Annotated in this window: 21 protein-coding genes; 15 read left to right on the top strand and 6 right to left on the bottom strand. The window is 70.1% G+C overall.

From position 1 onward, the window contains the following. The first annotated feature begins 40 nt into the window (after window positions 1–40). Window positions 41–1,210: a glycosyltransferase gene (locus tag IAI59_RS10280; protein WP_207416441.1), complete on the top strand. Its 1,170-nt coding sequence runs from the start codon at window positions 41–43 to the stop codon at window positions 1,208–1,210. 11 nt (window positions 1,211–1,221) lie between these two features. Here the strand turns inward: IAI59_RS10280 and asnB are convergent, their stop codons facing one another. Beyond that, window positions 1,222–3,177 (bottom strand): asparagine synthase (glutamine-hydrolyzing), encoded by a 1,956-nt coding sequence (asnB, locus tag IAI59_RS10275; protein ID WP_207416440.1) that lies wholly within the window; start codon window positions 3,175–3,177, stop codon window positions 1,222–1,224. 200 nt (window positions 3,178–3,377) lie between these two features. Then, window positions 3,378–4,448, bottom strand: coding sequence for an SDR family oxidoreductase (locus tag IAI59_RS10270; RefSeq protein WP_207416439.1), 1,071 nt, complete (start codon window positions 4,446–4,448; stop codon window positions 3,378–3,380). 199 nt (window positions 4,449–4,647) lie between these two features. Between IAI59_RS10270 and IAI59_RS10265 the strand changes: the two genes are divergently transcribed. The 7 genes from IAI59_RS10265 to IAI59_RS10235 all read left to right on the top strand — a co-directional run bounded on the left by IAI59_RS10265 (window position 4,648) and on the right by IAI59_RS10235 (window position 11,713). Further along, entirely contained in the window at window positions 4,648–5,571 is a 924-nt protein-coding gene (locus IAI59_RS10265) for a manganese catalase family protein (RefSeq protein WP_207416438.1), read from the top strand. Between the two features lie 181 nt (window positions 5,572–5,752). After that, on the top strand, window positions 5,753–6,319 hold the full coding sequence (gene efp / locus IAI59_RS10260) for an elongation factor P (RefSeq protein WP_207416437.1): 567 nt from the start codon (window positions 5,753–5,755) through the stop codon (window positions 6,317–6,319). Between the two features lie 92 nt (window positions 6,320–6,411). Beyond that, entirely contained in the window at window positions 6,412–7,269 is an 858-nt protein-coding gene (locus IAI59_RS10255; protein ID WP_207416436.1) for an inositol monophosphatase family protein, read from the top strand. Window positions 7,270–7,319: 50 nt separating this feature from the next. Then, on the top strand, window positions 7,320–7,955 hold the full coding sequence (locus IAI59_RS10250) for an OmpA family protein (RefSeq protein WP_207416435.1): 636 nt from the start codon (window positions 7,320–7,322) through the stop codon (window positions 7,953–7,955). Beyond that, window positions 7,952–9,115 carry a MotA/TolQ/ExbB proton channel family protein gene (locus IAI59_RS10245; RefSeq protein ID WP_207416434.1) on the top strand — a complete coding sequence of 388 codons (1,164 nt, stop codon included), beginning with the start codon at window positions 7,952–7,954 and terminating at the stop codon, window positions 9,113–9,115. Before IAI59_RS10250 ends, IAI59_RS10245 begins: the two co-directional genes overlap by 4 nt. Before the next feature lie 18 nt (window positions 9,116–9,133). Continuing rightward, window positions 9,134–10,660, top strand: a complete 1,527-nt coding sequence (locus IAI59_RS10240) for a peptidoglycan -binding protein (protein ID WP_207416433.1) — start codon at window positions 9,134–9,136, stop codon at window positions 10,658–10,660. An 84-nt stretch (window positions 10,661–10,744) separates the two neighbouring features. Beyond that, window positions 10,745–11,713 carry a 2-hydroxyacid dehydrogenase gene (locus IAI59_RS10235; RefSeq protein ID WP_207416432.1) on the top strand — a complete coding sequence of 323 codons (969 nt, stop codon included), beginning with the start codon at window positions 10,745–10,747 and terminating at the stop codon, window positions 11,711–11,713. 4 nt (window positions 11,714–11,717) lie between these two features. On the opposite strand, the gene IAI59_RS10230 is transcribed toward IAI59_RS10235, so the two are convergent. Then, the gene (locus IAI59_RS10230) at window positions 11,718–12,050 is read right to left on the bottom strand and encodes a DUF1491 family protein (RefSeq protein ID WP_207416431.1); all 333 of its coding nucleotides are present in this window, start codon (window positions 12,048–12,050) and stop codon (window positions 11,718–11,720) included. Window positions 12,051–12,157: 107 nt separating this feature from the next. Here IAI59_RS10230 and IAI59_RS10225 point away from each other — a divergent pair, with 107 nt between their 5' ends. Beyond that, window positions 12,158–12,406: a hypothetical protein gene (locus IAI59_RS10225; RefSeq protein WP_237180569.1), complete on the top strand. Its 249-nt coding sequence runs from the start codon at window positions 12,158–12,160 to the stop codon at window positions 12,404–12,406. An 8-nt stretch (window positions 12,407–12,414) separates the two neighbouring features. Next, window positions 12,415–13,377, top strand: coding sequence for a hypothetical protein (locus IAI59_RS10220; protein WP_237181106.1), 963 nt, complete (start codon window positions 12,415–12,417; stop codon window positions 13,375–13,377). Here the strand turns inward: IAI59_RS10220 and IAI59_RS10215 are convergent. Then, on the bottom strand, window positions 13,374–14,357 hold the full coding sequence (locus tag IAI59_RS10215) for a ketopantoate reductase family protein (protein ID WP_207416430.1): 984 nt from the start codon (window positions 14,355–14,357) through the stop codon (window positions 13,374–13,376). The two genes, IAI59_RS10220 and IAI59_RS10215, sit on opposite strands and share 4 nt — an antisense overlap. 14 nt (window positions 14,358–14,371) lie before the next feature. Then, window positions 14,372–15,562: a M20 metallopeptidase family protein gene (locus IAI59_RS10210; RefSeq protein ID WP_207416429.1), complete on the bottom strand. Its 1,191-nt coding sequence runs from the start codon at window positions 15,560–15,562 to the stop codon at window positions 14,372–14,374. A 343-nt stretch (window positions 15,563–15,905) separates the two neighbouring features. On the opposite strand from IAI59_RS10210, the gene IAI59_RS10205 reads away from it, so the two are divergent. The 3 genes from IAI59_RS10205 (at window position 15,906) to IAI59_RS10195 (ending at window position 19,606) form a co-directional block, all read left to right on the top strand. Then, entirely contained in the window at window positions 15,906–16,499 is a 594-nt protein-coding gene (locus IAI59_RS10205; RefSeq protein ID WP_207416428.1) for a hypothetical protein, read from the top strand. A gap of 39 nt (window positions 16,500–16,538) precedes the next feature. Continuing rightward, window positions 16,539–18,041, top strand: a complete 1,503-nt coding sequence (locus tag IAI59_RS10200; protein ID WP_207416427.1) for a tripartite tricarboxylate transporter permease — start codon at window positions 16,539–16,541, stop codon at window positions 18,039–18,041. 128 nt (window positions 18,042–18,169) lie between these two features. Further along, the gene (locus IAI59_RS10195; protein WP_207416426.1) at window positions 18,170–19,606 is read left to right on the top strand and encodes a mannose-1-phosphate guanylyltransferase/mannose-6-phosphate isomerase; all 1,437 of its coding nucleotides are present in this window, start codon (window positions 18,170–18,172) and stop codon (window positions 19,604–19,606) included. Here the strand turns inward: IAI59_RS10195 and gluQRS are convergent. Next, the gene (gene gluQRS, locus IAI59_RS10190; RefSeq protein WP_207416425.1) at window positions 19,591–20,448 is read right to left on the bottom strand and encodes a tRNA glutamyl-Q(34) synthetase GluQRS; all 858 of its coding nucleotides are present in this window, start codon (window positions 20,446–20,448) and stop codon (window positions 19,591–19,593) included. The genes IAI59_RS10195 and gluQRS overlap by 16 nt on opposite strands. Before the next feature lie 51 nt (window positions 20,449–20,499). Here gluQRS and IAI59_RS10185 point away from each other — a divergent pair, with 51 nt between their 5' ends. Beyond that, complete coding sequence (locus IAI59_RS10185; protein WP_207416424.1) at window positions 20,500–21,156, top strand: alpha/beta hydrolase; 657 nt, start codon at window positions 20,500–20,502, stop codon at window positions 21,154–21,156. A 166-nt stretch (window positions 21,157–21,322) separates the two neighbouring features. Continuing rightward, the gene (locus IAI59_RS10180) at window positions 21,323–21,883 is read left to right on the top strand and encodes an HNH endonuclease (RefSeq protein ID WP_207416600.1); all 561 of its coding nucleotides are present in this window, start codon (window positions 21,323–21,325) and stop codon (window positions 21,881–21,883) included.

Raw genomic sequence — 21,883 nt, 5'->3', positions numbered from 1 at the left:
CCCCCTATGCCACGAGCATGGCCGTGCTAATGCGGGCGCCATGCTCCGTGTGGTCACCCTGTCGACCCTGTTCCCGAATCCGGTCCAGCCGAATTTCGGGGTGTTTGTGGAAAACCAGACCCTGCGCCTGGCGGCCTGCGACGACGTGGAATTGCGCGTGGTCAATCCCATCCCCATGCCGCTGCCGCCGCTGGACCGCCTGCCGCACTACGCCAAGCTGCGGACCCTGCCGTTGCAGGACGTGTGGAAGGGCGTGCCCGTGGCCCGGCCGCGCATGCGCGTGATCCCGCGCCTCAGCGCGCCGCTGAACCCGGCCCTGCTGGTGCGCGCCGCGCGCCCCGTGTTGCGCCGCTGGCGGGAAGAGGGCTTCCGGTTCGACGTCATTGACGCCCAGTTCTTTTTCCCCGACGGCCCCGCCGCGCGGGTGCTGGCCGCGGAGTTCGGCGTGCCGTTTTCCGTCAAGGCGCGCGGCGCGGACATCCACTACTGGGGCAACCGCGCCGGCTGCCGCGGCCAGGTCCGCCGCGCGGCGGCCGAGGCGCATGGCATGCTCGCCGTTGCCGCCTCCCTGCGCCGGGACATGATCGGCATGGGCATGGATGGCGAGCGCATCGCGGTGCACTACACGGGCGTGGACCTGGAGCGCTTCAGGCCGCAGGACCGGGTGGCGGCCAAGGCGCGCCTCGGCATCGCCGGGCCACTGGTGATCAGCCTCGGCGCGCTGATTCCCCGCAAGGGTCATGACATCGTGATCGAAGCAGTAGCCGATATCCCGGGCGCCACGCTGCTGGTCGCCGGCGACGGGCCGGATCGGGCCAAGCTGCAGGCGCTGGCCGAATCCCGGGGCGTCGCGGACCGGGTGCGCCTGCTGGGCAGCGTGCCGCATGCCGAGCTGCCCGCGATGCTCGCGGCCGCCGACGTCATGGCGCTGGCCTCCGCCAGCGAAGGGCTGGCCAACGCCTGGATCGAGGCGATGGCCTGCGGCACCCCCGTGGTCACGCCGGAGGTGGACGGCGCGGCCGAGGCGGTGGACCGCCCCGCCGCCGGCCGGCTGCTGCGGCAGCGCACCCCCGCCGCCTTTGCCGCCGCGATCCGCGAGATCCTGGCCGACCCCCCGGCCCAGGCCGCGGTGCGGGAAAGCGCCGAGCGCTTCAACTGGCGCCACAACACCGAGCAGCTGCACCGCCACCTGCACAAGCTGGCGGGCTGAGAGCCGCCGCCTCAGGCGGCGATCGGCTCCATGCTCCGCGTCTCTCGGAGTTGCATGGACTGGTGCCACGCCTGGAACATCAGGATGTTCCAGATCACCCGGTTCCAGCCACGGCCACGCTGCGTGAAGTCTTCCCACAGCGCGCGGCAGGCCTCGACGTTCAACAGGCCATGGCGCCCCAGCGCGTCGCGGCTCATCAACGCTTCCGCCCAGCCGCGCAGCTCGTTGGTCAGCCACACCTCGACCGGCGCGCCGAAGCCCATCTTCGGCCGGTCCACCAGCGCGCGGGGCACGTGGCGGTACAGGATGTTGCGCAGCGGCAGCTTGCCCGTGCCGTTGCGGCACTTGGCCGCCGCCGGAAAGCGCCAGGACATCTCGATCACCCGGTAGTCCAGCAGCGGGCAGCGCACCTCCAGGGATGCGGACATGCTGGCGCGGTCCACCTTGGCCAGGATGTCGTCCACCAGATAGGACGCCGTGTCCGTGAAGGTCATGCGGTCGATGGCGTTGGACCGGCCGAGGTTGAAGGTGCCGTCCGTCAGCGGCCGCTTGGCGTCGCCACCGGCCAGCAACAGCGCGCCGGGCTGCAGGTGCTGTGACACCAGCATCTCATGCACCCGGTCAGGGTCGCCATGGTGCAGCAGGCTGCCGAGCAGAAGAAAGCGCCGCTGCATGCGCGCGCCGCTGAACCGCCCCGCCGGGCCGGCCAGCCCCCTGGCCAATCCGCTGGCCAGCACGCGCCCCAGGGCCGGCATCGCGTTGCGGCGGGACAACCACTGGTCGACCGCGGCGTAGCGCGCGTAGCCGGCGAACAACTCGTCGCCACCATCGCCGGACAGCGCCACGGTCACCTGCCGCCGCGCCAGGCGGCACAGCAACGTCGTGGGGATCATGGAATCATCGGCGAAGGGCTCGTCCAGGATCGCCGGCAAGTCCTCGACCACCGCCACCAGGTCGGCCGGCGACACGTAGAGTTCCTCGTGGCGGGTGCCGATGTGGCGGGCAACACCCTTGGCGTGCTCGGCCTCGTTCCATTCCGGCACGCCGAAGCCGATGGAGAAGCTGCGCACCGGCTCGGCGGCACCCTCCGCCATCATGGCCGTGACCAGGCTGGAATCGATGCCGCCGGACAGAAAGGCCCCGACCGGGACATCCGCCACCATGCGGCGCGCCACGGCGTCCCGCAGCAGGGCTTCCAATTCGGCCTCGTCCGGCACCTTGCCCCCGGCCTGCGCGTCCAGCCCGGCGGCGGCGACCTGCCGCAACGACCAATAGGGCACCGGCCGCGGCGGGGCGTGGCGGCTGGCCGAAGGGTCGAGCCGCAGGATCGTGCCACCCGGCAGCTTGCTCACGGAAGCGAAGATCGTCCGCTCGCCTGGCACGTAGCCAAGCTGCAGGAAGTCGCCCAGCGCCTCGGTGGAAACAGAGAAATCGAAGTCCGGGTGCGGCCACAACGCCTTGAGCTCGGAGCCGAACAGGAAGCACTCGCCGGCCCAGCCGTAATACAACGGCTTCTTGCCGATCCGGTCGCGCGCCAGGAACAGCGCCCTTTCCCGCCGGTCCCAGACGCCAATGGCGAACATGCCGTTGGCCCTCCGGACCGCCGGCTCGACGCCCCACAACGCGATCGCCTCGACCAGCACCTCGGTGTCGGAATGGCCACGCCAGGCGACAGCGCCGCGCGCCTGCTCGATCTCGGCGCGGATGTCGCCGAAGTTGTAGATCTCGCCGTTCATCACCATCGCGTAGCGACCATCGGCCGACAGCATGGGCTGATGTCCCGCCGGGGACAGGTCGATGATCGACAGGCGGCGAAAGCCTAGGGCGGCACCTGCCGGGTCGGTCCAGCACCCGCCGTCATCCGGCCCCCGGTGCAGCAGCCGGTCGCTCATGCGCGCGACCAGATCACGCGCCGATGCCTCGTCAGGCAAATCTCCGGCCCTGACGAACCCCACGATTCCGCACATGTCCGGCTGCTCTCCCGCGGATGACGCTCGTCGTGCCAGCACCGGTGAAGCGGGGGGAAACCATCCCGCTTCAACTTCTCGGATCATTCACGAAGCTTTATGCGTGTATCTGGCGAGCAGCGCCGCCGTCAACGATCAGGCGAGAGAAGACCGTACGCAAGCGTACCAAAAAAGGCACGCTTGCGTGATATCGGGACGAATCACGGAATCAGGCGGTCGGCCCGCAGCTGCGCAAACAGATCCGTGAAGGAATCCTCAGTCGGCTGAAAGGCCGCGAAGCCGAGTCGGCGGCTGCGGCTCATGTCCGTCATCACCTCGATCGGGCGCCCGAGATCGAGGTCGGTGTGCCAGGGAGAGGCCAGCCGCGCGAGGTCCGGCTCCGCCAGGCCATGCCGTTGCGCAAGCTCGCGCCACAGCGGCCCGTCGCCCGCCATTTCCGCCTCCAGCGAGTGGATGGTGCCATCAAAGCCCACCGCCTCCACGCCGAACCAGTCGGCGATACGGCCCCACAGCCAGCTCCAGCGCCACACGTCGCCGTTCACCACGTTGAAGGCGGTGTCGCGCGCCGCCTCGGTGGTCGAGGCCCAGATCAGTTGCTTGGCCAGGAGGCGGGCGTCGGTCACGTCGGACAGGCCGTTCCATTGCGCGGCCGAGCCAGGCCAGCGGAACGGCCGGCCGGTGGCCTTGCAGATCGAGGCATAGGCCGCGAGCGTGGTGCCGAGGTTCATGGCATTGCCCACCGCCTTGCCGATCACGGTATGCGGGCGGTGCACGCTCCAGTGAAAGCCATCGCGGGCCGCCGCGGCGAAGACCTCGTCCTCCTGGGCATAGTAGAAGTTTTCCAGCGGCAGGCGCGGCTGGTCCTCGCGCAGCGGCGTCAGCGGCGGCGTGCCACCTTTCACATAGGCGTCGAACGGGCCGAGATAGTGCTTCAGGCCGGTGACCAGCGCGACATGCCGGACCGAACGCTTGGGCGACAGGGCGTCCAGCAGGTTGCGCACCATGGCGCCGTTGACCCGGATGTTCTCCGCTTCCGTAGCGTTGCGCATCCAGGTGGTGATGAACACGTGGCTGGGCGCGACCTCGGCCAGAGCTGCGCGCAGCGCTTCGGGCTGCAGCAGGTCGGCGGCGACGGGGCGCAGGCCGGCCAGGCCGGTGTCAGGGCGGCGGGCCAGCCCGTAGGCCGTCCAGCCCTCGGCAATCAATGCCTGCGCCAGATTGCTGCCGGTGATGCCGCTTGCGCCGACAATCAGCGCGGTGTTCTCGGCCATGAAGGCACTCCCAAAATGTGGTGTCGCGGCAGATGACCATGTTGCGGCGCAAAACCAGACGTGCGCACCCGATAATTCATCATCTTGAGGCGTATGAATTGCACTGCTGAGGCTGTGACATAAAACGGGAATTAATTTTTTCTATAACTATGTTCACGCCACGCCGTTCCTCCTTCGCACACCATCATGGAACGATCCGATGTTCATGCGCGTCGACAAGCTTCAAGCTGAACTGCCGGCCCCCAAGCGGAAAGATCCGAACGCGGGAGCAGCGTTGCAGGAACTCCTGGGTGGCAAGTACGGCGAGATGTCCACGCTCGGGAACTACATGTTCCAGAGCTTCAACTTCCGCTCCAAGGACAAGCTGAAGCCGTTCTACAGCCTGGTCGCCTCGATCACGGCCGAGGAACTGGGCCATGTGGAGCTGGTCAGCAACGGCGTGGCCATGCTGAACAACGGTCCCGACAATGATGGCGACATGCAGCCGGGCGGCGACATCTCCAAGTCGCCCATGGAGGCGATGAAGGATATCCGTTCCTTCGCCTCCTTCGCCTCGAACGGTGGCGGCTCCCTGCCGGTGAACAGCAACAGCATGTCCTGGAACGCGGACATGGTCACGACCACGGGCAACGTGGTGGTCGACCTGCTGCACAACTTCCACCTGGAATGCGGCGCCCGCCTGCACAAGCTGCGCGTTTACGAGACCCTGTCCGACCCGACGGGCCGCGAGGTCTGCGGCTATCTCCTGGTGCGCGGCTCGGTGCACGCCCATGCCTATGCCCTGGCGCTGAAGCAGATCACCGGCGTGGAGCTGGAGAAGTTCCTGCCGACGCCGAACATCAACCTCGACAAGATCCCCGAGTGCCAGAAGTACCTGCAGGAAGGGTCGCACCGCCGGCTCTACACCTGGAGCCCGAACGACTACAAGGAGATCGCCGGCATCTGGGGCAATGGTGAGCAGGCGCTGCCGGGCGACCCGGCCGGCGAGCTGCAGGTAGTCGATGGCATCCCCGAGGGTGGCAAGATCCACCAGCTGACCGGCGTCCCCTCGGCCTTCACGCCCGACTACGCGCCGGAAGAGATGTTCGAGATCGCTTCCAAGCTGTACCAGAAGTCGCGCTGACGCTGCGCGGCGGCGGGCCTTCGGGCCCATGAGCGGAAGGGGTCCCGGCCAAGCCGGGGCCCCTTGCCCGTTGCCACCCCCCCTGCTCCCGGAGTAAAGCCCGCCCCGCCCGTCCCCAGGCCAGCCTGGGGTGCGGCCGTATTCGTTCGTTCAAGTCCTTCGGAAGACAGGTGCCCCGCCCATGAAGCAGCAGGCCAACCAGATGCGCCCCGGCCAGGTCATCGAGTACGAGGGCCGTCGCTGGACCGTGCTGAAGATCGCCATCATCACCCCGGGCAAGGGCGGCGCCTTCATTCAGGTCGAGATGCGCGACATCAAGACCGGCACCAAGAAGGACGACCGCTGGCGCACCGCCGACACGGTCGAGCGCCTGACCACCGAGGACAAGGAGTTCACCTACTCCTACGCCGACGGCGACAATCTGGTGCTGATGGACCCCGAGACCTTCGAGCAGACCATCGTCCCCTCCGCCATCCTGGGCGACCGCATGGCCTTCCTGGAAGAGAACATGACCGTCACCGTTCGCCTGATCGAGGGCGACCCGGTGGGCATGGAGCTGCCCGCGCAGGTGACGCTGACGGTGGCCGAGGCCGACCCGGTGGTGAAGGGGCAGACCGCCTCCTCCTCCTACAAGCCGGCCGTGCTGTCCAACGGCGCCAAGACCCTGGTGCCGCCCTTCATCACCGCCGGCGAGCGGATCGTGGTGAAGACCGAGGACGGCTCCTACGTCGAGCGCGCCAAGGGCTAAGCCCTTCCGGGCGCCTTGCTTCGCGCCCTTCGCCGCGGCGGCGCCCCCGCCGCGGCATTTCGTTTCAGGCTCTTGCCGGAGATACCCCCGCCGTGGCCCAGTCCGCCCGCCTTTCCCCCGCGCTCAACGTCGTCGTGTCCGCCGTGCAGAAGGCCGGCAAGCGCCTGTTGCGCGACTTCGGCGAGGTCGAGCAGCTTCAGGTCAGCATGAAGGGCCCGGGCGACTTCGTGTCCCAGGCCGACCTGCGTTCGGAAGAAACGCTGCGGGCCGAGCTGGGCCGCGCCCGCCCGAACTTCGCGTTTCTGGCGGAAGAGAACGGCACCTCCGGCGACGCCGACTGGGAATGGCGCTGGGTGATCGACCCGCTGGACGGCACCACCAACTTCCTGCACGGCATCCCGCACTGGTGCATCTCCGTGGGCATCGAAAAGCGCACGGGCGAGAACACTTCCGAGCTGATGGCGGGCGTCGTCTACAACCCCGCGTCCGGCGAGATGTTCTGGGCGGAAAAGGGCAACGGCGCCTTTCTGAACGACCGCCGCCTGCGCGTGTCCGGCCGCCGCGACATGCTGAGCGCCGTGTTCGCCACCGGCATCCCCTTCGCCTCCATCGGCCGCAAGGCGGAGTTCAGCGCCATCCTGGCCAAGCTGATGCCGCAGGTGGCCGGCGTGCGCCGCATGGGCGCCGCGGCGCTGGATCTGTGCTGGACGGCGGCGGGCCGGTACGAGGGCTACTGGGAACTCGGTATCAAGCCCTGGGACATGGCGGCCGGCATCATCATCCTGAAGGAGGCCGGCGGCTACGTGACGGCGCCCGATGGCGGCGACCCGTATCCGGGCGGCGACGTGGTGGGCGGCAATCCCTTTCTGCAGGCCAAGCTGCGCGATGCCGTCAATGAAGGTGTGGCCGCCATCGCCCGCGCCCGCGCCGAGGGCCGCGCCGAGGCCTGATCGGCCGTGCTCATTGAGCACCGTCCGTGAAGCGTCTAGGGTGCGGCGCAATGCGTTTCCGCCGCCGCGCCCCCTTCCGCCCGATCTGTCCGGCCGCCCTGGCCGTGCTCCTGGCCCTGCCTGCCGCCGCCTGGGCGCAGGCCGGGGCACCCGCCGCCGTGACCCGGCGCGCACAGCCCGAGGCGCCGGCCGTCACCGCCCCCGCCGCGCCGGCGCCGCCGGACCTGAACCGGGCGCCGCGCGCCGCCGCGCCCACACCCCGCCTGCCGCTGTTCGCCCTGCCGCCCAGCATGCGCAACCTGCCGCAGGGCGGCTGGCGGATTGAGGGCGTGTCCGCCACCGGCCGGATCGACCCGGCCACCGCCAACACCCTGGCCGACATCGCGCGCCGCCTGACGGCGCAGACCACGGGGCGCGTCACGGTGGTGGCGCAGGTGGACGGTCCGGCCGATGACATCTCGGTTGCCCGCCGCGCGGCGCTGGCCAATGCGCAGGCGGTGCGCCGGGCGCTGGAAGCCGGCGGGCTGGACGGCCAGCGGATCGACCTGCGCCCTGTCGGCCGCACCGCGGAAGGGCGCAACGCCGTCGAGCTGCTGCCGCCCGGCAGCCCCAGCCCCACGCTGACCACGCAAAGCCAGACCGCCCCCGCCCCGCCCAGCAGCCAGCAGGCCCCACCCCGCCCATGACACGCCCCAACCACTATCTGCTGCGGATGATCGTGTTCCTGCTGGCCGTGCTGGTGCTGGCGGCGGTGCTGTCGGGCCCGCTGCTGGAGGCCTTCGGCGCCAACCCGGTGCTGAACGCGGTGATCCTTGGCGTCATGCTGCTCGGCATCGCCTGGAACATCCGCCAGGTGGTGACGCTGAACCCCGAGGTGGCGTGGCTGGAGGGCTTCCGCGAGCCACGTGCCGGCGCCCCCGCCCGCGGCGGCGCGAAGCATGGGGCGCCGCAGCTTCTGGCGCCCATGGCTTCGATGTTCGCGACGCGGCGGGGCGACCGGCTGTCCCTGTCCGCGCCCGCCATGCGCTCGGTGCTGGATGGCATCGCCTCGCGGCTGGACGAAAGCCGGGAGCTGTCGCGCTACGTTACCGGGCTGTCGATCTTTCTGGGCCTGCTGGGCACCTTCTGGGGGCTGATCCTGACCATCGGCTCGGTGGCGGAGGTGATCTCCTCCATGTCGGTCGGCTCGGGCGACATCAACCAGCTGTTCAACCAGTTGAAGACCGGGCTGACGCAGCCCCTGCGCGGCATGGGCGTCGCCTTTTCCTCCTCCATGCTCGGCCTCGCGGGCGCGCTGGTGCTGGGTTTCCTCGACCTCACGGCCGGGCAGGCGCAGACCCGCTTCTACAACGAGCTGGAGGAATGGCTGGCGGGCGTGACGCGCCTGTCGTCCGGCGTGCTGGGCGATGGCGGCGCCGAGGGCGGCGGCTCCGTGCCGGCCTACGTGCAGGCGCTGCTGGAGCAGACCGCGGAAAACCTGGAAAACCTGCAACGCATCATGACGCGCGGCGAGGAAGGCCGCGCGGCCAGCGGCCAGGCCCTGGTGACGCTGACCGAGCGGCTGTCCGTCCTGGCCGACCAGATGCGTGCCAGCCAGGTGCTGATGCAACGCGTGGCCGAGGGGCAGGCCGCGCTGGCCCCCACCCTCACCCGCATGGCCGAGGCACAGTCCGGCTTCGCGCTGGACGAGGCCTCCCGGACGCATCTGCGCAACCTGGAGATCTACATGTCCCGGCTGGTGGAGGACGTGGCCCAGGGCCGTGCCCAGGCCACCGCCGAGATCCGCGGCGAGATCAAGATCCTGGCCCGCACCATCGCCGCCCTGGCCGACGAAGGCCCGCGCTGAATGAGGATGGGCTGACCCATGGCGCTGCGCCGCAACAGGGAAGGGCCAAACCCCTGGCCCGGCTATGTGGACGCGCTGTCCACGCTGTTGATGGTGCTGATCTTCGTCCTGCTGGTCTTCGTTCTGGCGCAGGGCTTCCTGTCCGTCGCGCTGTCGTCGCGCGACCAGGCGCTGGACCGGCTGAACCGGCAGGTGTCCGAGCTGGCTGACCTCCTGGCGCTGGAGCGCGGCCAGGGCGAGGAACTGCGCGGCCGCCTAGGCCGCATGACCGACGAGCTGCGCGCCGCCAGCGTGGCGCGCGACAACGCCCTTTCCCAGATCGCCGGGCTGCGCGACGAGCGTGACCGCCAGGCGGCCGAGCGCGACAGCCTGCGCGGCGAGCGGGACCGGCTGGCCGCGCGGCTGGCCGATCAGGACGCGGCGACGCGCGGCTCGGCCGAACGCATCGCCAGCCTGGAGGAACGGCTGGCGGAAGCGTTGTCGCGCGCCGATGCGCGTGGCGGCGATGCCGCCGCCTCCGTGCGCGACCTGACCGAAACGCGCCGCACCCTGGCGCAGCAGCAGGACCGGGCCGGCACGGCCGAAACCGACCTTGCCGCCGCCCGCGCCGAGCTGGACCGCCTGCGGGCCGCCGCCGCCGAGCTGGACCGCACGGTGCAGGCCGACCGCGCCACCATCGCCACCCGGCTGTCCGACATCGCCCGGCTGAACCAGCAGCTGCAGGCGCTGACCGCGCTGCGCGACGAGGCGGAACGTCGCGCCCAGGCGGCCCTGGACCGGGCCAGCAGCGACGCCCAGGCCCGCACCGCCGCCGAGGCCCTGGCCGCGGCCAGCCGCCAGCAGGCGGAAGCGGCCGCCGCCGCCCGCCGCGCCGCCGAGGGCACCGCGGCCGAGAACACCCGGCTGGCCGACAGCGCCCGCGCCCAGGTGGCGCTGCTGACCCAGCAGATCACGGCGCTGCGCGGCGAGCTGTCGCGCATCGCGGCGTTGCTGGATGCCGAGGAAGCCGCGGGGCGCGACAAGGAAGCGCAGATCACCGCGCTGGGGCAGCGGCTGAACGCCGCCCTCGCCGCCCGGGTGGAGGAACTGCAGCGCTATCGCAGCGACTTCTTCGGCCGGCTGCGCGACGTGCTGGGCGACCGGCCGGAGGTGCGCATCGTCGGCGACCGCTTCGTGTTCCAGAGCGAGGTGCTGTTTCCCGTGGGCAGTGCCGACCTGTCGGCCGGCGGCGTGCAGCAGATCCGCGCCATCGCCGGCGTGCTCAAGGACGTCAGCCAGCGCTTTCCGGCCGAGCTGCCCTGGATCCTGCGCGTGGACGGCCATGCCGACCGCAGCCCGTTGCGCGGGACCGGGCGCTACGCCAGCAACTGGGAACTCTCGTCGGCCCGCGCCATCGCGGTGGCGCAGCTGCTGATCAACGAGGGGCTGCCGGCCAACCACGTGGCCGCCACCGCCTTCAGCGACAACCAGCCCCTGGACCCTGGCGACAGCCCCGAGGCCCTGGCACGGAACCGCCGGATCGAGCTGCGTCTCACTGACCGATAAGGATTACTGGGAAATCGGCTGACAGGTGAAATTCTACCTGGAAAAGGCATTTTCGGCCCTGTGGTTCCGTTTTATGCCTGGGGCATGAGCGAAAAGATCGTGGTCATCGACCCCATCACCCCCAGCACGGCGCAGCGCATGCGCGACCTGCTGCCCCCCGGCCTGACGCTGGAGCACGCGACCTCGCGCGATCCCGCCGAGCTGAAGACGCTGGTGGCGGATGCGGATTACATCGTGTCCGGGCAGATCGCCGTGAACGCGGAACTGCTGGCGGCGGCCCGGCAGGCCAAGCTGCTGCACAAGTGGGGCGTGGGTGTCGACAACTTCGACCTGGATGCCGCCAAGGCGCAGGGCGTGACGGTGGCGCGCACCACGGGCAGCAATGCCGTGCCCGTGGCGGAATTCGCCGTTGGGCTGATGATCGCGCTGCTGCGCAACCTGGCCTTCGGCCATGCCACGCTGCGCGAGAACGGCGCCTGGCGCACCACGACCCTGCCCAAGGAAAGCCTGATGATCTCCGGCAAGACCGTCGGCATCATCGGCTACGGCGCGATCGGCCAGAACGTGGCGCGGATGGTCAAGGCCTTCGGCTGCCCCGTGCTGTACAACAAGACCCGCCCGCTGAGCGCCGCCGAGGAAGCCGAGCAGGACGTGCGCTTCGCCACTGTGCCGGAGATCCTGGCCCAGGCCGACATCGTGTCCCTGCATTGCCCGATGACGCCGCAGACCGCCGGCATGATCGACCGCCGCGCGCTGCAGTCCATGAAGCCCAAGGCCGTGCTGATCAACTGCGCCCGCGGCGGCGTGGTGATCGAAAGCGACTTGGTGGAGGCACTCAAGGCGCGCGAGATCCTCGGCGCCGCGACGGACGTCTATGAGCAGGAGCCGGTGCCGGCGGACCACCCGCTGCTGAAGCTGGACAACGCCGTGGTCACGCCGCACATCGCGGCCATGGCGGCGGACAACTTCGTCAGCACCATCAACCAGATGTTCGGCAACATCCACCGCGTGTCCCAGGGCGGGGCGGTGGCGGAAAACGACTTCGTCTGCTGAGCCGCTACACCAGCCGGGCCTCGAACGGCGGCACGAGGTCCGGCGTGTCGAACTCGATCACCCACAGGTCGGGGTCGCGCGCCGTTTGCCGGGCCACGTAGGCCTCGGCTTCCGGCTCCGGCACCGGCTGCCGGCCGGTGCCGCGCTGCCACGCGGGGCGGCCTTCCGGGTCGCGCGTCTGCGCCAGCACCACGCAGCCGTCGCGCCCGCGCAGGAGGCACAGGATGCCGCCGGCATCCTCGTCGCCCTTTCGCAGCACCATGGCGGAGCGGCCGGACAGGTCGGCCATGCGGATCGCCGCCTTGGCCCAGAGGCCGGCTTTCAGTCTTGGTTCCATGGGGCGGCAACAAGCGGCAGCGGCGGTGCCGGCGCAACCCCCTCTTGATGCGGCCGCCCGCAGCGGGCATCTGCGGCATGCGCCTGCCCCGAGATGGACGAGTACCGATGGCCAAGCCCCCCAAGCCCCCCGCGACGCCCGCAGCGGCCCCCGAAGCCGCGCCCAAGATGACCGAGGGCCAGCGCGCCTATGAAACCAAGCGCGCCGCCAAGGCCGGCAAGACGCTGGACCAGTGGCTGAAGCTGAAGACCAAGGAGCGTGAGGCGCTGCTGGCCGCCAGCAAGGCCGCCCCCGCCACGCCGGCCAAGCAGGGTTTCTTCGCGCGCCTGATGGAAAAGGCCACCAAGCCGCTCTGATCCCGCCCGTGGCGCGGCCCTCGCTGATCGCCGCCCACGCGGATTGGAGCCTGGACCCGCGCAAGCGCCAAGTGAGCATCGCCCGCCGCCATGCCGGCGGCTGGGTGGCCGAGGCGCCGGTGCCGGTGGGCGATCCGGCGGCGCTGGCCGCCCGGTTGCTGGCTGAGGGGGCGCCGCTGGCACTGGGCCTGGACCTGCCGCTCGGCCTGCCACGCGCCTTCGCCGCCGCCCGGCCCGAAGCCGGCTTCCTGCCGTTTCTGCGTGGCCTCGACAGCTCCGCCGCCTTTTTTTCCGTGGCCACGGACCTGGCCGAGGTGTCACCGGACCGGCCCTTCTACCCCGCCCGCGGTCTACGCGGCATGACGCGCGCGTCGCATGCGGCGGCGCTGGGCTTTGCTGGTCCGGCCAGCTTGTCGCGGCTGTGCGACCTGGCCACCACCGAGCGGCCGGCCGGCGCGCCATTGTTCTGGACCCTGGGCGCCAACCAGACCGGTAAGGCAGCGATCAGTGCCTGGCGCGATTGGCTGGCCCCTGCCCTGGCCGCCGGCGCGCCTTACCGCTTCTGGCCGTTCGAGGGCGGGTTGCGCGCCCTGCTGGCACCGGGCACAGCCGTGCTGGCGGAAACCTATCCGGCGGAAGCGATGCGGCATCTCGGCGTGGTGCTGCACGGCAGCAAGCGGGTGCCGGAAGCGCGGCGGGCGGCGGAGCCGTCCCTCCGGCTGGCCATGGGGCGGCTCCATGTCGCGCCCGCGCCGGCGCTGGTGGCCGCGCTTCAGTCGGGCTTCGGCGCCGATGCGCTGGGCGAGGACCGCTTCGACAGCCTTCTGGGGTTGCTGTGCGTCATCGGCGTGCTGGACGGCACGCGGCCGGACACCGTGCCGGACGACCCTTGGGTGCGGCGCTGGGAGGGCTGGGTGCTGGGGCAGGACGCGGTGCCGGTCCATCCGGCACCGCTGCCCTTTTCACCCTAGGCGGCGGTCTGGAACAGCCCGGCGGCGTTGGCCTGCTGCGTCGCCAGGGCCACGGCGAGGTCGAGGGTCGGCGTGTCCACGCCGGCCATGCGCGCCAGCTCCAGCGGCACCCGGAACAAGGACGCCACCTCCATCGGCCGCCCGAGTTCCAGATCCTGCAGGATGGACGCCTTGTGCGCCGAGCGCGACAGTTCCGCCACGCGCTTGCCGACATCGGTCTGCACAGGCTGGCCGAGGGCGTTGGCGACGGCCACCGCCTCCTCCATCGCCCGCGTCATCGCGGTCCGCACCACCGGGTCCTGCGTCGACGGGCCGGCACCGAGGCGGGACAGGATGGCGAAGGGGCCGAAAGCGAGGTTGGTGACCAGCTTGCTCCACACCGCCGTGCGGATGTCGGTCGTCACCTCGCCCACCATGCCGCCCTTGTTCAGCACATCCGCGATCGCCTGCGCCCGCGGGCTTTCGCTGCCGTCGGGCTCGCCCAGGATCACGCGGTTGACGGCATTTTCCACCCGGATGCGCCCGGGCGAGGTGACGGTGCAGGCGGAATACACCACGCCACCCAGGGTGCGCTCCACGCCCACGGCGCGGCGCAGCACATCGCCTGGGTCGATCTCCGGCAGGCGCCGGCCATCCAGCGCGCCGCCATGGCGGTCGAAATACCACCATGGGATGCCGTTCATCACGAAGGCCACCGCCGTGTCCGGGCCAAGCAGCGGCCCGATCGCCTCCGCCACCTGCGGCAGGGCCGGTGCCTTGACGGTGACGATCACCGCGTCCTGTACGCCCAGCTCCGCCGGCGTGCCGACGCGCGGGCGGGCGGAATGCTCGCCGTCCCTGGCCGAGACATGCAGGCCGTCGGCGGCAATGGCATCGCGCTGCGCGCCGCGCGCCACCACGGACACGTCCGCGCCGCCCAGCGCCAGCCGCGTCGCCACGTGGCCGCCGATGGCCCCGGCACCGAATACGCAGATCTTCATCCGACCAATCCCTTTCAGGCCAGCAGCTCCAGCGCGATCCGGGACAAGGCCTCGACACCCGCCGGGATGCTGCCCTCGTCCGGCTGGTAGCCGGCGTTGTGCAGCGCATCATGCCGCCCCGGGGCGGAGGAGCCAATCCGCAACTGCATCGCCGGCACCCGCGTCGCGAAGGCCGAGAAATCCTCGGACCCCATGCTGGGCACGCCCTCGTCGACCAGCCCGGCGCCGAACTGCGCGGCCAGGGCGGCCAGGGCGGGGTCGAGCACCCGGTCGCTGTTGAGCAGCGGCGGCACCATGCGGCGGTAGTCCATCTGGCATTCCACCCGCATGCCGAGCGCGATGCCCTCGGCCAGCCGGCGCAGGGCCGCTTCCGCCACGTCCCGCGCCTCGGGGTCCAGGGTGCGGACCGAGCCCTTCAGGACCACGCGCTCGGGGATGATGTTATAGGTGGTGCCGCCGGCCGACATTCCGATGGTGACCACCGCCGGCTGCAGCGGCTTGACCTCGCGCGACACCACCGTCTGCGCCTGGGTCACGAAATGCGCCGCCGCCACGATCGGGTCCACCGCGGCGTAGGGATGCGCGGCGTGGCCGGATTTGCCGCGCACCACCAGGTCGAACCGGTCCGCCGCCGCCAGGCAGGCACCGCGCACGAAGCCGAAGCGGCCCACCGGCATGTCGGGGTGGTTGTGAAAGCCGAGCGCCATGTCGACCCCGTCCATCACCCCGTCGGCGATCATCGCCTCGGCACCGCCCAGAACTTCCTCGGCGGGCTGGAACACCAGCTTGATGCGGCCGGCGAAGGACGGTGCCATGCCCCGCAGCACCTCGGCCACGCCGAGCAGGGTGACGGTGTGGATGTCGTGCCCGCAGGCATGCATCTTGCCGTCCACGGTGCTGGCGTAGTCCAGGCCGGTTTCCTCATGGATCGGCAGGGCGTCCATGTCGGCGCGGATCGCCAGGGTCGGGCCGGGGCGGCCACCCTCGATCATGCCGACCACGCCGGTGCGGCCGATGCCGGTCTTGTGCGGGATGCCGAGGCGGGCCAGCTCGGCAGCGACGATGCCGGCGGTGCGCACTTCCTCGAACGCCAATTCCGGATGGGCATGGATGTCCCGGCGCAATTCGACAAGCCTGGGCGTGGCGGCGGCGGCGGCGCTGCGGATTTGACCGCTGGGGTCGTTGCGGCGGATATCGTCGGGCATCACAGGTACTTTCAAAGGAAAAATATCGTCAGACGCGACACGGCGTAACATCGTTGCGCAAACGTCCGCATGAAGTTCTCTTCATCGTAAGCATCCTTGTTGCCGTCTCCACACGAAGTGACTTAGGTTGCCTCACTTTTACGATTCGGGGGGAGACCGAGCGGCAGGGGATGCAACCCCGCCCAAGTTATTCAAGAAGTGCCCTGGCCGGTTGCGGCCGGTGCCGGCCGTGGCCCGACGACAGGGGCCTGCCGGGCATGACAGGCGCGTCATCTCCCGTATCAAGAGTGTCACACTGCAAGGCACGCCCAACAGGCGTGCGGGGGTTCAAGAAAGGATCGGCATGAAAATCAACGCGAAAGACCTGGCCTCCGGCATCTTTCTGCTTGTGCTGGCAGGCCTCGGCCTTTGGCTGAACCTGGATCACACGCTGGGCACGTCCCGGCGCATGGGTCCGGGCTATATGCCGATGCTGGTGTTCTGGATCGAGTTCGCGCTCGGGGCCATCGTGCTCGGCATGGCGCTGTTCAGCAGCCCCGACCCGCTGGAAAAGTGGCTGAAGCTCGACTTCGTCACGCTGGCCGCCGCCATCGTCGTCGGCTTGGTGGGCTATCAGGTGATCGCCGCCATCCCGGCGCTGGAAGGCAACTGGTATCCGCTCGGCATCGCGCTCACCATCGCGCTGCTGATCCTGGCGATCAGCCCGGGCTGGCGCGTGCTGGGGCTGGTGCTGGCGGGCATGAACATCTTCGGCGTGCTGCTGGACGCCGGCGGGCTGTTCCTGGCCATCGCGGCGATGGTCGTGATCGCCGCCTTCGCGGACAAGGAACACCGGCCGCTGGGCGTCGCCGCCTGCGTCGTCTTCCTGATCGCGCTGTGCTGGTGGGTGTTCATCTACGAGCTGGATATCCGCGTGAACATCTGGCCGACCTTCTGATCTGGCCTAGCCTGTAAGACGACTGGGTAAGGGACGACCATGGACCTTCTTCTTTCAAACCTCGCGCATGGCTTCGGCGTCGCGATGAGTTTCGACAACCTGCTGTTCGCCCTGCTGGGCGCGTTGATCGGCACCGCCATCGGCGTGCTGCCGGGCATCGGGCCGGTTGCCACCATCTCGCTGCTGCTGCCCATCACCTTCGGCCAGCCGGCCACCACCGCCATCATCATGCTCGCCGGCATCTACTACGGCGCGCAGTACGGCGGCTCGACCACGGCCATCCTGCTCAACCTTCCAGGCGAGGTGTCATCCGTCGTCACCACGCTGGAAGGCTACAAGATGGCCCGCAACGGGCGTGCCGGCGCGGCGCTGACCATCGCGGCCGTCGGCTCGTTCTTCGCGGGCTCGGTGTCCACCCTGCTGGTGGCGGCCTCCGGCCCGCTGCTGACGGAGGTGGCGCTCTCCTTCGGCCCGGCCGACTACTTCTCGCTGATGTTGCTGGGCCTGATCATCTCCGCCGTGCTGGCGCAGGGCTCGGTCGTGAAGTCGGTGGCCATGGTGGTGCTGGGCGTGGCGCTCGGCCTGGTGGGCACGGACGTGCAGACCGGTCAGCAGCGCTTCACCTTCGGCGTGCCGGAGCTGTCGGACGGCCTGAACTTCGCCGCCATGGCGATGGGCGTGTTCGGCATCGCCGAGATCATCCTGAACCTCGAGAAGCCGGAAGTCCGCTCGGTGCTGACCGCCAAGGTCGGCAGCCTGTTCCTGACCAAGCATGAATGGGCCCGCGCGACGCCCGCCGTGCTGCGCGGCACGGTGGTGGGCTCCGTGCTCGGCATCCTGCCGGGCGGCGGCGCCTCGCTGGCTTCCTTCGGCTCCTATATGATGGAGCGGAAGATGTCGAAGGGCCGGGCCGAGTTCGGCAACGGCGCCATCGAGGGCGTGGCCGGTCCCGAGGCCGCCAACAACGCGGCGGCGCAGACCTCCTTCATTCCGCTGCTGACGCTGGGCATCCCGTCCAACGCCGTGATGGCGCTGATGGTCGGCGCGCTGATCATCCAGGGCATCCAGCCCGGCCCCCGCATGGTCGAGACGCAGCCGGACCTGTTCTGGGGCCTGATCTGCTCCATGTGGATCGGCAACCTGATGCTGCTGGTCATCAACCTGCCGCTGATCGGCATGTGGGTGAAGCTGCTGCAAGTGCCCTACAAGTACATGTACCCGGCGATCCTGACCTTCTGCGCGATCGGCGTGTATTCCATCAACAACAACGTGTTCGACGTGTATTCGACCGTCTTCTTCGGCGTGCTCGGTTACGTGTTCAACAAGCTGAAGATGGAGCCCGCGCCGCTGCTGGTGGGCTTCGTGCTCGGCCCGATGATGGAGGAGCACCTGCGCCGCGCCATGCTGCTGTCGCGTGGTGACCCGACCGTGTTCATCGAGCGCCCGATCAGCGGCGTGCTGCTGGCCATCTGTGCGCTGGCCCTCGGCCTGATGCTGCTGCCCGGCCTGCGCAAGAAGAAGGAGGCGGCGATGGCGGGCTGAGGCCCGCGCGACGCCCCGCCCACCAAAGAAAAGCCTTCGCCGCCCCGGGCATCCGTCCGGGGCGGCTTTTCTTTGGGCCTCCGCCTCCTTATGCTCCCGCTCCCGTTGAACAAGAGTTTTAGAACACGATGGTCGAAGCCAACTCCCAGCGGATCGTGCCTGTCGTCCTGTGCGGCGGCACCGGCAGCCGACTTTGGCCGCTGTCCCGCGAGGGCTATCCGAAGCAGTTCTGGCCGCTGGTTTCGACGGGCACGACCATGCTGCAGGACACGGTGGGGCGCGCCGCGGGCGCCGGCTTCGCCGCGCCCATCGTCGTCTGCAATGAGGCGCATCGCTTCATGGTGGCCGAGCAGCTGCAGGCCGCGGGCGTCGGCAACCCGACCATCGTGCTGGAGCCGGTGGCACGCAACAGCGCGCCCGCCATCGCTGCCGCCGCGCTGCTGGCGCACGAGGCCGACCCCAACGCCGTGCTGTGGCTGATGGCGGCCGATGCCGCGATCTCGGACAACGCCGCCCTGGCGCGCGCGCTGGAGCTCGCCGCCGCCGCCGCGCGCGCCGGCCGCATTGTCGCCTTCGGCATGCAGCCGACGGCGCCCGAGACGGGCTACGGCTACATCGAGACCGGCGCCGCGATCAGCGGGATGGACGGCGTGTCCGAGATCGCCCGCTTCGTCGAGAAGCCGGACGCCGCGACCGCCGCGACCTTCCTGGCGGATGGCCGGCACCTGTGGAACTCCGGCATGTTCGTGGCCACCGCCGCCACCCTGCTGGCCGAGCTGGAGCGCCTGGCGCCGGAACTGCTGGCCGCCGTGCGCGCCGCGGTCGCCGATGCCACCCGCGACCTCGACTTCGTGCGGCTCGCGGTGGAATCCTTCACCCGCGCGCCTGACATCTCCATCGACTACGCGGTGATGGAAAAGACGGCGCACGCCGCCGTGGTCCCGGCCTCGATCGGCTGGTCCGACGTCGGCTCCTGGTCCGCGCTGTGGGAGATCAGCCCGCAGGACGAACAGGGCAATGCCACCATCGGCCCGGTCGAGCTGCTGGATGCCAAGAACTGCTACGTGCGCAGCGAAGGCATGCTGACCACCGTGGTCGGGCTGGAAAACGTCGTGACCGTGGTCACCGACGACGCCGTGCTGGTGATGCACCGCGACCGTTCGCAGGACGTGAAGACCCTGCTGACCCAGCTCAAGAAGTCCGGCCGCAAGGAGGCGACGGAGCACCGCCGCTCCTTCCGCCCCTGGGGCCACTACGAGGGGCTGATCCAGGGCGACCGCTTCCAGGTCAAGAAGATCTCGGTCAAGCCGGGTGCCAAGCTGTCGCTGCAGAAGCACTTCCATCGTGCCGAGCACTGGGTGGTGGTGAACGGCACCGCGATCGTGGAACGGGATGCCGAGCGCATCCTGCTGCGGGAAAACGAGTCCGTGTACCTGCCGCTCGGCTGCGTGCACCGGATGGAGAATCCCGGCATGATCCCGCTGACGCTGATCGAGGTGCAGTCCGGCGCCTATCTGGGCGAGGACGACATTGTCCGCTTCGAGGACACCTACGGCCGCACCTGAGACGCGGCCAGGGCCCGCACCTCCCCGGGGGGGCGGCCCGCTTCGCGCAGCGCCGCCAGGGTGGGGGCGTTGTCGCGCTTGGACAGGCGCTTGCCGTCTGCCCCCAGCAAGAGCCCGTGGTGCCGGTAGCGCGGTACCGGCCATCCCATCAGCGCCTGCAACAGGCGGTGCAGGTCGGTGGCCGGCAGCAGATCCTCGGCCCGCGTCACCAGCATGACACCCTGCAAGGCGTCATCATGCGTGACGCAGAGGTGGTAGGAGGCGGGCGTGTCCTTGCGCGCCAGCACCACGTCGCCGAACCGCGCCGGGTCGCAGCGCAGCCTGCCCCGATCCGCTTCCTCGAAGAACAACGGTCCGTCCAGGCCCGCCAGCGCCGCCGCCATGTCCAGCCGCAGGGCATAGGCCTCGCCGCCCGCGATGCGCACCCGGCGCTCGGCTTCCGACAACCGGCGGCAGGTGCCGGGGTAGAGCACCCCGTCCGGCCCATGCGGCGCATGGCCACTGGCCGCCACCTCGCGGGCGATGTCGGCGCGGGTGCAGAAGCAGGGATAGACCAGACCCCTGCCCCGCAGCCGGTCGAGCACCGCGCGGTAGTCCGGCAGATGCGCCGACTGCACCCGTGGCGCGCCATCCCAGTCCAGGCCGAGCCAGGCCAGGTCCTCCAGGATGCCGGCGGTGAATTCCGGGCGGCACCGCACAGGGTCAATATCCTCGATGCGCAGCAGGAACCGGCCGCCGGCCTCGCGTGCCGCCTGCCACGCCAGCAGCGCGGCGTGGGCGTGGCCCAGGTGCAGCCGCCCGGTGGGGCTGGGCGCGAAGCGTGTGACGATGGTTGCGGCCATGGCGGATCGCGCGTAGCGGAGAGGCCGGTCGCACAGCAAGGGGGACGCCGCATGGCCAGCACGGACACATTGCGCTGCGGGCCGAAGAATGGCGGCTCGCCATCCATGATCGTGTTTCTGCTGCACGGCCTGGGGGCGGATGGCAATGACCTGATCGACCTCGCGCCCCACTGGGGCGCCACGGTGCCGGACGCGCTGTTTGTCGCCCCGCATGCGCCCGATCCGCATGACGGCGCGCCCTTCGGCCGCCAGTGGTTCAGCCTGATGGAGCGGACCGAGGCCGCGCGCCTGGCCGGCGTCGCGGCCGCCCGCCCGGTGCTGGATGCCATGATCGACGCCGAATGCGCCCGTGCCGGGTTGCCGGCCTCGGCGGTGGTGCTGATGGGCTTCAGCCAGGGCGCGATGATGGCCTTGTACACCGGGCTCCGCCGTCCGCGCCCGCCGGCCGGCATCATGGCCTATTCCGGCATGCTGATTGGTGGCGTGGAGGGGATCGTGTCCCGCCCCCCGGTGCTGCTGGTGCATGGCGAGGTGGACGAGGTGGTGCCGGCCGCCGCCAGCCAGCAGGCCGAGTCGGCCCTGCGCGCGGCGGAGGTGCCGGTGGACAGCACCTTTTCGCCCCGCCTGGGCCACGGCATCGACGATGCCGGCCTGTCCGCGGGCAGCCTGTTCCTGCAACGGGCCTCCGCCGGCATCACCGCCGCGTGACAGGGCCGTGAAACCCGTGCGCGGCGATATTGCACGGGCCTCGCCTTCCTGCCATGAATCGGGAGCACACCGACGGCGCCACGACATCTGGGGTTCTTCCGTCCGGTCCAGCCCCAGAACTTGAGGCGCGCGGCCTGAAAAGGAGCGTCGCTTGCCTGACGGGATGATGTCGGCGGGGACCAGCAGCTTCCCCGCCCTGGTGCTCAACGCGGACTTCCGTCCGCTGTCCTATTACCCGCTCTCGCTGTGGGCGTGGCAGGATGCGGTCAAGGCGGTGTATCTGGACCGCGTGTCCGTGTTGTCGGAATACGACACGGCGGTGCATTCGCCCAACCACACCATCCGCCTGCCCAGCGTGATCGCGCTCAAGGAATACATCCCGGCGGCGCGCCGCCCGGCCTTCACGCGCTTCAACGTCTTTCTGCGCGACAGCTTCTCCTGCGTGTATTGCCACGCCGAGCGGCCGACGCCTGAGCTGACCTTCGACCACGTGATCCCCCGCTCCCGCGGCGGGCGCACCAGCTGGGACAACGTCGTCACCGCCTGCGGCCCCTGCAACCTGCGCAAGGCCGACAAGCTGCCCCGCGAGATCAAGATGTTTCCCCGCCACACGCCGCGCCAGCCGACCAGCTGGGAGCTGCAGGAAAACGGCCGCGCCTTCCCGCCCAACTACCTGCACAAGAGCTGGCGCGACTACCTGTACTGGGACAGCGAGCTGGAAGGCTGA

The sequence above is a fragment of the Roseomonas haemaphysalidis genome (assembly GCF_017355405.1).
In the GTDB taxonomy this organism is placed as follows: Bacteria; Pseudomonadota; Alphaproteobacteria; order Acetobacterales; family Acetobacteraceae; genus Pseudoroseomonas; species Pseudoroseomonas haemaphysalidis.
Note: the sequence above shows the minus strand (reverse complement) of the source record. Positions and strands in the feature narration are given on the sequence as shown.